Annotated in this window: 11 protein-coding genes; 3 read left to right on the top strand and 8 right to left on the bottom strand. The window is 71.1% G+C overall.

The window, feature by feature from the left end; all coding sequences use genetic code 11:
- Positions 1 to 37: 37 nt before the first annotated feature.
- Positions 38 to 244 carry a hypothetical protein gene (locus VF697_RS08675; RefSeq protein ID WP_331093162.1) on the bottom strand — a complete coding sequence of 69 codons (207 nt, stop codon included), beginning with the start codon at positions 242 to 244 and terminating at the stop codon, positions 38 to 40.
- 267 nt (positions 245 to 511) lie between these two features.
- Here VF697_RS08675 and VF697_RS08670 point away from each other — a divergent pair, with 267 nt between their 5' ends.
- A complete protein-coding gene (locus VF697_RS08670) occupies positions 512 to 1,231 on the top strand; it encodes an MBL fold metallo-hydrolase (RefSeq protein WP_331093160.1) in 720 nt (239 codons plus the stop codon).
- 75 nt (positions 1,232 to 1,306) lie between these two features.
- Here the strand turns inward: VF697_RS08670 and VF697_RS08665 are convergent, their stop codons facing one another.
- From VF697_RS08665 to VF697_RS08650, 4 genes are read right to left on the bottom strand one after another with little or no spacing between them, the layout of a single operon-like run.
- Complete coding sequence (locus VF697_RS08665; protein ID WP_331093158.1) at positions 1,307 to 1,720, bottom strand: hypothetical protein; 414 nt, start codon at positions 1,718 to 1,720, stop codon at positions 1,307 to 1,309.
- A gap of 43 nt (positions 1,721 to 1,763) precedes the next feature.
- Positions 1,764 to 2,942 carry a lipocalin-like domain-containing protein gene (locus tag VF697_RS08660; protein WP_331093156.1) on the bottom strand — a complete coding sequence of 393 codons (1,179 nt, stop codon included), beginning with the start codon at positions 2,940 to 2,942 and terminating at the stop codon, positions 1,764 to 1,766.
- The gene (locus VF697_RS08655; RefSeq protein WP_331093154.1) at positions 2,939 to 5,491 is read right to left on the bottom strand and encodes an FtsX-like permease family protein; all 2,553 of its coding nucleotides are present in this window, start codon (positions 5,489 to 5,491) and stop codon (positions 2,939 to 2,941) included. Before VF697_RS08655 ends, VF697_RS08660 begins: the two co-directional genes overlap by 4 nt.
- A complete protein-coding gene (locus VF697_RS08650) occupies positions 5,488 to 6,186 on the bottom strand; it encodes an ABC transporter ATP-binding protein (RefSeq protein ID WP_331093152.1) in 699 nt (232 codons plus the stop codon). The genes VF697_RS08655 and VF697_RS08650 overlap by 4 nt, the downstream gene beginning before the upstream one ends.
- 212 nt (positions 6,187 to 6,398) lie before the next feature.
- Between VF697_RS08650 and VF697_RS08645 the strand changes: the two genes are divergently transcribed.
- Entirely contained in the window at positions 6,399 to 7,763 is a 1,365-nt protein-coding gene (locus VF697_RS08645) for an MEDS domain-containing protein (protein ID WP_331093150.1), read from the top strand.
- Here VF697_RS08645 and VF697_RS08640 read toward each other — a convergent pair.
- Positions 7,741 to 8,562, bottom strand: a complete 822-nt coding sequence (locus tag VF697_RS08640) for an alpha/beta hydrolase (RefSeq protein WP_331093164.1) — start codon at positions 8,560 to 8,562, stop codon at positions 7,741 to 7,743. The genes VF697_RS08645 and VF697_RS08640 overlap by 23 nt on opposite strands.
- 62 nt (positions 8,563 to 8,624) lie before the next feature.
- Here VF697_RS08640 and VF697_RS08635 point away from each other — a divergent pair, with 62 nt between their 5' ends.
- Positions 8,625 to 8,915: a DUF3467 domain-containing protein gene (locus tag VF697_RS08635; protein WP_331093148.1), complete on the top strand. Its 291-nt coding sequence runs from the start codon at positions 8,625 to 8,627 to the stop codon at positions 8,913 to 8,915.
- Between the two features lie 63 nt (positions 8,916 to 8,978).
- Here the strand turns inward: VF697_RS08635 and VF697_RS08630 are convergent, their stop codons facing one another.
- Both VF697_RS08630 and VF697_RS08625 read right to left on the bottom strand, forming a co-directional pair.
- Complete coding sequence (locus VF697_RS08630; RefSeq protein ID WP_331093146.1) at positions 8,979 to 9,911, bottom strand: DUF2381 family protein; 933 nt, start codon at positions 9,909 to 9,911, stop codon at positions 8,979 to 8,981.
- 30 nt (positions 9,912 to 9,941) lie between these two features.
- A partial coding sequence (locus tag VF697_RS08625; RefSeq protein WP_331093144.1) for a serine/threonine protein kinase occupies positions 9,942 to 11,572 on the bottom strand: 1,631 nt, incomplete at its 5' end.

Here is an 11,572-nt window from a genome sequence, read left to right as displayed (position 1 = left end):
CGGCGCGGCCCGCTGAGTCCGAGCCTTCCCGCGAGGGTCAGGCGTAGCGTCGCTGGGTGAAGAGCCGGCGCGCGGCGAAGAGCGCCAGGCCCCCGAGGCTGAACCGGCCGAGCGGCGTGAGCCCCAGGAGAAGCTGGGTCGAGGCGCGCTGTCCCGGGGTGAGCCGCTGGTACCAGGCCATGCGGCGATGCGTGAGGAACTTCGAGAGAAGCCAGCCGTTGAGTGCCTTCTTCAAGAGGGCCATGCGGTGTCGCTCCTGTGAAGAGAAAGGTGTTCCGCGTCCAAACTGAGGACGCGGCGGCACGGGGACAGCCCAGCCCTGGGCGGGGGAGGCCCGCTCGCCTGCCTGCTCCACGAGCGGCGCGGCGTCTGTTCTCCCGGGACGCGCCATCGTCCACCAGCGGGCGTCTCGGCACGTCGGACGGGCGGGGTGGACGTGCGGCGGGCGCGCAGTGCCTACCTTGCTCGCGGCTCCGGGTGCATCGGCGCATCCGGTCGAGGGAGGCAGGGGATGAAGGGGTTCATCTTCGAGGAGTTGAATGGTGGGGCGAGCTGCCGCACGTACCTCATCGTCAATCCGCGAACACGCGAGGCACTCATCGTGGACCCGGTGCTGGAGCTCGTGCCGAGCTACCTGCAGCGCCTCGGGAGGGATCAGCTCCGGCTGAGCCTGGTGGTGGACACCCACACGCACGCGGACCACCTGTCGGGCGGCCGGGAGCTGGCGCGGATGACGAACTCCGTGCACGCGGGGGCGCCACAGGACGTGGTGCAGCAGCCGCTGCACGAGGGCGACGTGCTCATGCTGGGGGACCTGCGCATCGAGGTGTGGGAGACCCCGGGGCACACGGAGGACTCGCTGGTGCTGAAGATGGAGGACCGGGTGCTCACGGGCGACACCCTGCTCATCGGCGCCACGGGACGGACGGACCTGCCCACGGGCGACGCCGAGGCCGAGTACCGCAGCCTCCAGCGGCTGCTCTCGTTGCCCGAGGCCACGCTGGTGTACCCCTCGCACGACTACGGCGGGCGGACGTTCAGCACCATCGGCCACGAGCGCCTCACCAACCCGCGCCTGCGGCTGGACTACGAGGTGTTCATGCGGCTGATGACGTCGCCGCGCAGCGAGAAGCCCGCCCGACTGGAGGAGGCGCTCGCCTACAACACGCGCCCGCGCAACGCGCGCGAGGAGTACGTGGCGGCCTCCGAGCAGACCCCGGCCTTCTTCTAGGGACGTGCGTGGACAGCGCCGCTCGGGAGGGAGGAGCGGCGCTTCCCGCGCCGGAGGAGAAGGGTAGCGGGGCGGCTAGGCCTGCCCGCCCCAGGAGGCGCGCTCCAGGGCGATGAGCGAGCGGGCCTCCTCCTCCGTGGAGACGAAGTGCTGGGGGCGGCTCTCCTTGCCGGTGAGCGAGTGGAGGAACGTCATGCTGCTGGCCACGGCGCGCTGCAACACGCCCGCCCCGATGTAGATGCCCCCGCGGAACCACTCCATGCGCAGGTTCCAGGAGACGTGGTCCCGGGCCTTCAGGTCCACGGAGGTGGCCTCCCGGAGGTCCGTCACCAGGAAGAAGGGCCGCTGGCCTCCCACCTCCCGGTAGAGTTCCAGGACGGAGACGGCATCCTGGAGGGAGGTCGCTCCTCGGATCTTCATCCACAGCACGTCCGGTGGCTCGAACCGGGCGGAATGTGTCCCGATGGTCCACTCGCGCGGCGGGGTCATGGCGGTGTCTCCCTGGGGCGCGAGTCTACTACGCCAGGGGTGCTCAGCGCGCTCGCCCGGGCGCGTCTCCGTAGCCAGTCAACTCTACGTAGCCACGGCCCTCGACGGGGGCGCCCGCGTGTGAGCCCGAGAGGCGCACCGCGCCCTCCCAGTAGCGCACGCTCACCAGCAGCTCCTGGTGGGCCAGCGCGGGGGTGAGCTCCAGCGTGAGGGCCTGCGAGGGCACCACGAGCCGCCAGCGGGCCGGGTACGTCGCGCCGCTGTGCGGGCTCTTCCACGTGCCCTCCACCTCCAGCCGCACGTCCTCGCGCGAGAGGCGCACCGGCTCGCCGTGGGCGGGGACGAAGGTGCCCGCGCTGAACGGGTCCGCCGTGCCGTCGGGGTGGCGCAGCTGGCCGTACATCAGCTCGCTGCCGTCCGAGAGCTGGAGCGCGAACCAGTCCCAGCCCAAGGGCCTGCCGCCGAGCGGGTCGGTGCCCCACTCCCGGTCCATCCAGCTCTGGCCCGTCACCTCGTACGTGCGGCCGTCCACCGTCACCTGCCCACGCGAGGGCATCCGGGTGAAGGAGTAATAATAGGAGGCGTCGCCCGGCTTGGGCCCCTTCTGGCTGAGGCCCCGGTCGCCCTGGAGCACCGGGGGCTTGCCGGGCTCCAGCACCAGCGACAGCGACACGCCCTCGCCCTGTGCGGTGAGGCGCATGGCCCCGGTGTCCGTGGCCTGCGCGCTCCAGTCCTCCAGCCATACCTTGAAGGGCTCGGCCTGGGCGCCCGCGAGCCCCAGCGCGGCGCGGCTGAAGCGCTCGAAGGCATGGAAGCGCCCGCCGCCGAGGTCCGAGAGGGCCAGGTGCCCCATGTACAACTGCCGCGTGCCCCACGCGGACGTGCGCTCCGTGTCCTCGGGGGCGAGCGCGCTGCGGAAGAGGGTGAACTGGTAGCCGAAGTCCCGCCCGTCCGCCGTGGAGAGGTTGCCCGTCCAGTACCACCACTCGGTGCGGAAGTCGGGGTGCGGGCCATGGTCCTCGGGGAAGTGGAAGGCCCGGGGCTCGACGGCTCGCACATAGCCCGTCGTGCCGCCCTCCGGCCCGCCGAGGGCCTCCGCCACCTTCAGTGTCGGCGCCGCGTCCGAGGGCAGCGAGGCGTCGCGCGTGACGTAGGTGGCCCCGGCCGCGAGCCCCACGAGCACCACCGCCACGCCGATGACGAGTCCGCGTCCGCGCATCACTCCTCCCTCAGCGCCAGCGCGGGGTTGGCGCGCGACATCTTCCAGGACGGGTACAGGCCCGCGAGCGCCGCCGCCGACAGCGCCAGCCCCATCGCCTGCAGCAGCACGCCCGGCGTCACCAGCAGTTGCAGCGTCCACCCGAAGGAGCGCTGGTTGATGACGTGGACCAGCACGTACGCGAGCGCCACGCCGAGCGGCAGCGAGAAGAGCCCCGCCAGCAGGCCCAGCAGCCCCGTCTGGAGGGACACGAGGCCCCAGAGCTGGCGCGGCGTGAGGCCGGTGGCGCGCAGCACCGCCAGCTCCCGCGCCCGCTCCAGTTGCAGCGCCATGAGCGCGCTCAGCACGCCGATGAAGGCCACCCCCACCGCGAGCAGCCGCAGCACGTGGGTGATGGTGAAGGTGCGGTCGAACACCTCCAGCGACGTCTCGCGCAGCGCGCGGTTGGAGCGGATGTCGAGCGCCTGCACGTTCCCGGAGCGCTCGCGGGCCCGGGCCACCAGCGCGTCCACGTCCTGTCCGGGCGCGGCGTAGAGGGCCACGCCGCTCACCCGGGGGTCGTCGAAGTGGCGCAGGTACGTGTCGCGCAGCACCAGCAGCGTGCCGCTGTCCGAGCCGTAGTCGAAGTACACGCCCACCACGCGGAAGCGGCGGGGGCCCTTGTCCGTCGCCAGCTCCACCGTGCCGCCCACGCCCACGCGGCGGTGGAAGGCGAAGGGCTCGGAGACGAGCAGGGCGTCCGGGGCCTCCAGCTCCTTCCACACGCGCTCCGGGTCTCCCTCCTTGAAGCGGTAGGGGCGCACCGGCGTCTGTCCGAAGTCCACCGAGCGCAGGTCCGTGGGCACGCCGTCCACGCGCACCTGCACCGTGCGGATGGTGCTGCTGCTGCCCACGCCGGGGGTGGCGCGCAGGTGCTCGGCGAGCCCGGGGGTGAAGGTGGCGCCTCCGCGCCGGGTGACGAGCGCGGGCGGGGAGATGTAGACGTCCGCCTGGAGCGAGGTGCCCAGCCACTCGGCCACCGTGTCGCGGAAGCTGGCCACCATCAACCCCACGCCCACCGTGGTGGCCACCGCCACCATGAGCGCGGCGAGGGCCACGGCGGTACGGCTGAGGCTCGCCGTCACGCCTCGCGCCGCCATGCGGCCCAGCAGCCCGAAGGGGCGCCCCAGGGGGCCCGCCGCCGCGCCCGCCAGCCGCGCCGTGAGCCAGGGCACCAGCAGCGCCGAGCCCAGCAACACCGCGAAGAGCCCGCCGTAGGCCGGCAGCAGCTCGGGCGTGGGCAGGGCCAGCAGCCCCACCCCCAGCGCGAGGACGAGCAGCCCCAGCAGCGCGAGCCGGGGGGCCTTGCGCCGGGCGGCGTCCTCCAGGGTGGAGCGGCGCAGCGTCACCGCCGGGGCCGAGCGCGCCGCCTCCCACGCGGGCAGCAGCGCCGCGGCCAGCGTCGCGCCCAGGCCCAGCAGCACTCCCTTGGCCAGCGTGAGGGGCTCCAGCGACAGGCCGCGCACGCTCACCGTGAGGTACAGGTCGTTGAGCGTCCGGGTGACGAGCTCCACCAGGCCCCGCCCCATCAGCACGCCGAGCAGCAGCCCCGCCACCGTGCCCACCACGCCCAGCACCGCCGCCTCGCCCAGCACGAGGGTGAACAGCTCGCCCCGGGTGACGCCCACCGCGCGCAGCCGTCCGAGCTGCTCGCGCCGCTGCACCACCGAGAAGGTCATCGTGTTGTAGATGAGGAAGGTGCCCACCACGAGCGCCAGCAGCGACAGCGCGGTGAGGTTGGTGCGGAACGCCCGCGTCATCTGCTCCACCGCGTTGCCACGCGCGCGGGGCCGCACCACCTCGGCGCCCTCGGGCAGCAGCGGACGCAGGCGCGACAGCCACGCCTCGTCGGCCTCGCCCCCGGGCAGCTTCAGGTCGATGCGCGAGAGGCGCCCCACCTGCCCGAGCAACTCCTGCGCGGTGGAGACGTCGGTGAGCACCAGGCCCTCCAGCGCGCGAGCACTGCCCTCGTCCTCGGGCTCCAGCAGCGCCACCGCGCGCAGCCGCCGCGTCACGCCCTCCACCCCCACCTCCAGCGAGTCTCCCGCGCCCACGCCCAGTGCCTGGGCCGTGCGCCGGGTGAGGAGGGCCGCGCCGGGCTCGGTGAGCAAGGCGCCCATGTCCACCGCGCCCCCGCTCCTCGGCACGTAGGCGCGGAAGGGGCCTTCGGCGAACGGGTCCACGCCGAGCACGGTGAGGGTGCGCCTGTCGCCGCTCCTGGCGCGCACGGAGCCCTCCACCACGGGAGCGGCCGCCGGGGCGCCGGGCAGCAGGCGCACGTCCCGGTACACCGACTCGGGCAGCCCCGAGGGCCCCCCGACGAGCTGGTGGGTGGCGCGGCCCGCCACGGTGTCCGTGGAGCGCTCGAAGGCGCGCATGGCGCTCGCGTTGGCGAGGTCAATGGACACCACCACCGCCACGCCGAGCGCGATGCCCAGCAGCGACAGGGCGGTGAGCCACGGGTGGCTGCCCAGGTGACGCAGGCTGGCGCGGGCCAGGAGGCGCTGGCTCACGCGCGGGCCTCCCGCTCGACGAGCCGGCCCGCTTCCATGGCGAGCACCCGATCCGCCCGCGACACCATGTCCGGGTCGTGGGTGACGATGAGCGCGCAGGCGTTCTCCTGACGCGTGAGGCCCTCGAGCAGGTCCAGCACCTTGCGCCCCGTCTCCTCGTCGAGGTTGCCGGTGGGCTCGTCCGCCAGGAGCAGGGGCGGGGAATGGGCGAGCGCGCGGGCCACCGCTACCCGCTGTTGCTCGCCGCCCGAGAGCCGGTCCGGGAAGCTGGCCGCGCGGTTGCCCAGGCCCACCCGGTCGAGCAGCTCGCGCACCCGCCCGTGCGACGCCGGGCTGTCGCGTCCGGTGAGCTCCAGCGGCAGGCGGATGTTCTCCTCCACCGTGAGGGTGGGCAGCAGGTTGAAGGCCTGGAAGATGAAGCCGATGCGCTCGCGGCGCAGCAGGGTGCGCTGGTGCTCGCTCAGGGACACCAGCTCGCGCCCGTCCACGCGCACCGTGCCCCGCGAGGGCAGATCAATGCCGCTGATGAGGTTGAGCAGCGTGGACTTTCCCGAACCACTGCGGCCGAGCAGCACCACGAACTCGCCCGCGTACAGGGAGAGCCGCACGCCGGAGAGCACCTCGCGGACCGCATCGCCCTCGGCGTAGGACTTGGAGACCTCGTTCAGCTCGACGACAGGCGCGGTGGAGGGCATGGAGGGCAGGGGAGTGACTAACGGATGCGCGACAGGCCCGCCTGTTTCGCCGCATGCCTGCCTTCCGGGCCGGGGGTCATCCCATTGCTGGGATGGGGGAGCCAGGGCGGGTCGAAATGTCCGGCGCCCATCCTTTGTCCACATGGGCCCTGGATGACGACACGGTTGGCGCCCTGCTGGAAGAGCGGAGGCCCCAGGGAAGAGGCGAGCGGATGGAACTCCAGCAAGAACTTCAGCGCATGGGCCACGGCGACCATCTCTGCCTCGTGTACGAGACGGCCGAGCAGCAGTGGGACGCGATCATCCCCTACCTGTCCGAGGGGCTGGAGCGCAACGAGGCGTGCCTGTACGTCATCGACGACCGCGACCTCGAAGAGGTCCGGCAGGCCTTTCTCGCTCGCGGGGTAGACGTCGATGGGTACGTGCGCTCGGGCCAGCTCACCTTCGCCACCAAGCGCGAGGCCTACCTGCGCTCCGGCACGTTCGACCCCGCGGCGATGATCGCCTTCCTGGACCAGACCGTGCAGGAGGCCTTGGCCGCGGGCCGGACCGGCTTCCGGGTGACGGCCGAGATGACATGGGCCCTGGGCCAGGAGTGCGGGTGTGAGCGGCTCATCGAGTACGAGGCCCGCCTGAGCCACTTCTTCCCGGGCAGCCGCGCCTCGGCCATCTGCCAGTACAACCGCAAGCGCTTCGGCGCGGACATCATCCGCGACGTGCTCCGCACCCACCCGGTCGCCATCCTCGGCAACCAGGTGTGCCCCAACCTCTATTACGAGAAACCCGGCATGGTGCTGGGCCAGGAGTCCACCGAGCAGCGCGTCGAGTGGATGATCCAGCAGCTCCAGCGCTTCCGGACCGCCGAGCGCAAGCTGGAGCGGGCCGTCCAGGCGCGCGACGAGTTCCTCTCGGTGGCCAGCCACGAGCTCAACACGCCGCTGACGTCGCTCAAGCTCCAGGTGCAGTCCCTGACGCGCACCCTGGCGCGCGGAGACACGACGGCACTCACGCCGGAGAAGGTGGCCCGCACGGCCGACCGGACGGACCGGCAGCTGCGCCGCCTGTCGCGGGTGGTGTCGGACCTGCTCGACGTCTCGCGCATCCACGCCCACAAGCTGAAGCTCATCCTGGAGCCCGTGGAGATGCGGGAGCTCGTCGCGGACGTGGTGGAGCGCACCTCGGCGGAGTTCGCGTGGGCGGGCGTGCGGCTCGACATCGCCCCCAGCCCGAAGGTGGTGGGGCTGTGGGACAGGAGCCGGCTCGAGCAGGTGCTCCTCAACCTGCTGTCCAACGCCCTCAAGTACGGCGCGGGCAAGCCGGTGCGCGTCGAGGTGAAGCTGGACGGAGAGCGGGTCCGCCTCTCGGTGGTGGACCAGGGCATCGGGCTGCGCGAGGAGGATCGCGCGCGCATCTTCGAGCGCTTCGAGCGGGCCATCAGCGCCAACGAGGCCAGTGGCCTGGGGTTGGGGCTCTACATCGCCCGGGAGATCGTCCAGGCCCACGGGGGACACATCTCCGTGGAGAGTCAGCCCGGAGCGGGCTCCACCTTCACGGTCACCCTGCCGCTGGACGCCTAGGGCTGGCGCGCGGGTCCTCGGACCGCGCCATCCGCTCCCGCACCCGGTCGAAGAAGCTGCCCACCTCCGAGGCGAGCAGCGGCCCGCCCCTGTCCCGGGGGATGATGTGGAAGCCGTCCTTCAGGGAGATGAAGCGCACGCGGGACGAGGCGATGAGGCCACGCGCCAGCACCCGGCCACCCTCGGGGTCCACCACGTGGTCCTGCTCGGCCACGGCCACCAGGGTGGGGCAGCGCACCCGGGGCAGCGCGTCCATCACCGCGTCCTGCAACTCCCACATGTCCTGCAGCCGGGCGGAGGGGAAGGCGGGAAGGATGGGCGCTTCGGCGAGCACCGCCGGGTCGGAGATGTCCGTGCCCGACTTGAAGACCCAGGGCTTCAGCCGCTCCAGCAGCCTGCGGTGCCGCAGGCGCTTGAGCAGCCACATGTGGGGCCCCCGGAAGCGCAGCGCCGGGGCGACGAGCGCCAGCCCCTGTACCTGCTCCGGATAGTCCGCCGCGAGCTTCAGCGACAGCAGGGCGCCCATGGACAGGCCGGCCACGAAGACGCGCCGGTAGCCGCGCAGGGACAGCAGGGCGTGGACCGCGGCCCGCTCCCAGTCCTGGTGTCCTACGCACAACAGGGACTCCGGGGTGGTGCAGTGGCCTGGGAGCTGGATGGCCCGCACGTACAGGCCTCGGGCCGCCAGGGCCTCGCCCAGCGGGCGCACGTCCCAGGGGCTTCCCGTGAAGCCGTGCAGCAGGAGACAGGCGTCTTCCCCCCGCCCCAGCTCGAACGGCGCCGTCTTCTCCGGATCCATCCGCTGTGCTCGCACTGTGACGAATCTAGTCACGGCCGGAATCCAGCGGTATGCCCCCACCCATGGCGGACACTCCCAAGCCCCCCGACATCCCCCTGCAGATTCAGATAGATGACGCTGTGGCCAATGGTCAGTACGTGAACATGGCCCTCGTCAACCACACGGAGACGGAGTTCACCCTGGACTTCATCTACGTCCAGCCGCACCAGCCTCGCGCCAAGGTGCTCTCGCGCATCATCACCAACCCCAAGCACCTCAAGCGCCTGCTGGGCGCCCTGCAGGACAGCCTCGCCAAATACGAGGAGCGCCACGGCCCCATCGTGCTCTCCGAGGACGGGCGCCCCACGCACTGAGCGGCCGTGGGCGGCTCCCACGAGGGGCTCTTCGCCCCCGCTACGTCTGGGCCGGGGCTGGCATCAAGGCTCCGGCTGCACGGCGAGAGCCGGGAAGAGCACGTTGCCGATGACGAAGGTCCGTTGGCCGTCGGCCTCCCAGAGCTTCAAAGTGAACGGCCCCCCGGTCTGCACGTCCGGGGCCATTACTTCGACCCAGACGTGTCCGTCCTTCCCCGAGGGAATGGGCTCCGCGGGCCAGAAGGTGGCATCCAGGACCTCACCCTTGAGTCCGACGAGCACCGCGCCATGTGGTGTCCACGACTTCGTCGCGCTTGGGTTCTTCAGCGTCAGCTCGATGGCAACCCGGCCAGGAGCGCGGAAAGTTCTCACCCCCAATGAACGGAGGGTGTTGCTTTCGCGCCTGGTGATGCGCTTGCCAATGAATTGAGACGGGATGCCCGCCTCTCCCACCATGCCCGAAACGAACAGTCCGATCAGACCCTCCGGCCTGTCCCGTTCCGCGCGCAGCCGCTCGTTCTCCGCGTGCAGTCTCGCGTTCTCTTCACGCGTCTTCTTCAACTCGGCCTGGACGGAGTCCACTGGACGCGGGTGGCGGAAGATCTCCACTCGGCGCTCCCCGAGCGTGGGATGAACAAAGAGCCGGAAGGTCGCGCAGGCAGGAGCCGCGCCATCCGCGAAGCACACCGTCAGCGTGCTGGGCTTCTCACCCCGCAGCCTCTCCGAGGGTTCGAGCGTGATGAGACGCTTTCCAGGCGCCACCTCGAAGTGCTCGCGATGCTCCAGCGTCATCCCGTCCGCACGCACGTCCGAGTCGAAGCGGAAGGAGGTGGGCTGTCCCGGGCTGATCTGCACCTCGGAAACTTCACCCGTCCTGTCCGCCGTCAGTTCGATGCACCGGCCTTCGCTCTCTCCAGGGGGTGGGCAGGTCTGCCCGGGGACGGAAGTCCCCACGAGCAGCAGCATCAGAAGGGCAACAGGCGACGAAGCGAACACGGGGAGAAGACTCCGAAGCGGAAATGGCCCTTACTCGAAGCTGCTGACGGCTCTCACGTCCACTGTGGAGAAGGTCCGCGCGCTCCCCGGCCCGCCATCATCTGGCTCCCGAATGGCTCCTCGCCCACCTTCAACGTCTCGCATTTCCAAGCAGACCTTGAACGGCTCACCGCCCGGCATCCTGGCTTCGGTGAACCTCCCGTAGACGCGCTTCTCGCCGAAGATGAGCCGCCCGGACAAGAGGGTGTCTTGCGACAACTTCCCCCAGTCGCCCACCAGGTCGAGGGTGGTGTCCCCCTCCCGTACGGTGATGAACTTGGTCCAGCCGTCGTCGAAGACGAATGTAGCGGCATGTTGTTGCCCGATGTCGATGCCCAGCGCCTTCATCGTCTCGACCGCACCGGCCGGACACGGAGCGGGCTCCGGAGTGGGCCGCACCTGTTGGGGTGCCGCGCATCCCGTCAGCGCTTGGTAGACCAGGCCCGTGCCAATGGCCTTGACGGCCAGACCGAGCACCTTCGTCTTCTTCTCCTGGGGCTTCTGGCGGGTGTCGTCCTTGCGAAGCATGGTGATCATCACGGGCGTGGAAATGGAGCCCATGGCGGGCTCCGCGCCTTCTCCGCCTGAAGAATCCAGCGGCTTCGAGGGCCGCGCCACTTCATGGCCGGACTCGGCGTGTGGCGTCGTGGCGGCCGCGGATGACGTGTCGCGTGGTGCCGACACAGGAGGGAGCAGCGACCTGGCGAGCAGGAACGCGCCGAGCACGACAGCCGCGAGCACGGGAACCACGGCCGGACGCTTCCGCGCATCGAGCGTCAGGGCACGCATGGGCAGGAGGCCGGCACGAAGCGGAAGACGAGCTGCCGGACGTGGCGGCTCGGCTCGCGCGAGCTCGTCGGCTGGCTCCGCGAGGTCGTCCTGCGTCGAAGGGGGAGCGGTAACCTTCTCCGGCTTCCGGCCCCGTCGGTGCTTCTGCTTGAGCCACCGTCGGAGCCAGCGCGTCGAATCATCCACCAGCGCGGGCTCCTCCTCGGTCGTCCTGTTGTGGGGCGCGTCGGGGTCGAACAGCGGCAAGTCCCAGCTCGAGTCAGCCTCGGCCTCGGCCAGGGCCGCCTCGAGCGCCGCGCAGAACTCCATCACGCTCGCGTAACGCGCCGTTGGGTCCTTCTCCAGCATCCGCGTGCAGATGTCGGAGAGCGCTCGCGGGACCGTCGGGTTGAGGAGGTGAGGCGCGAGGGGCGTCTGGTGGAGGATGCGCTCCGCGAGTCCTCCCGCTTCTTCATCCTCTCTATCCCCGAACGGAAGGATGTCCGTCAGCAGCCAGTAGAACGTCACTCCGAGAGCCCACAACTCGTCCGCTGGGCTGTAGTCGTAGCTCGCGGAGTCGTCGGCATTCTCTCGGCTGAAGCGCCACGCTTCGGGCGCGCGGAACTCGAGGGTGCCAGGAGGAAGGCGCGAAGGGGTGACGGCCGGAGCCCCCACGAGCGTGCCCACGCCGAAATCGATCAGGAGCGGCCTCGGGTTCCCATCGCGGATGATGATGTTGTCCGGCTTGAGGTCGCGGTGCATGGCACCTTGCCTGAGCACCTCCCCGAGCGTTCGGGCGGAATCCAGGATGATGCGTGCGGACCCGCGAGCCGAGGGGTTCTCCTCCGAGGCAT

The sequence above is a fragment of the Archangium sp. genome, from assembly GCF_036388035.1.
Taxonomy (GTDB): Bacteria; Myxococcota; Myxococcia; order Myxococcales; family Myxococcaceae; genus Archangium.
This window is presented reverse-complemented; position numbering and strand designations above follow the sequence as displayed.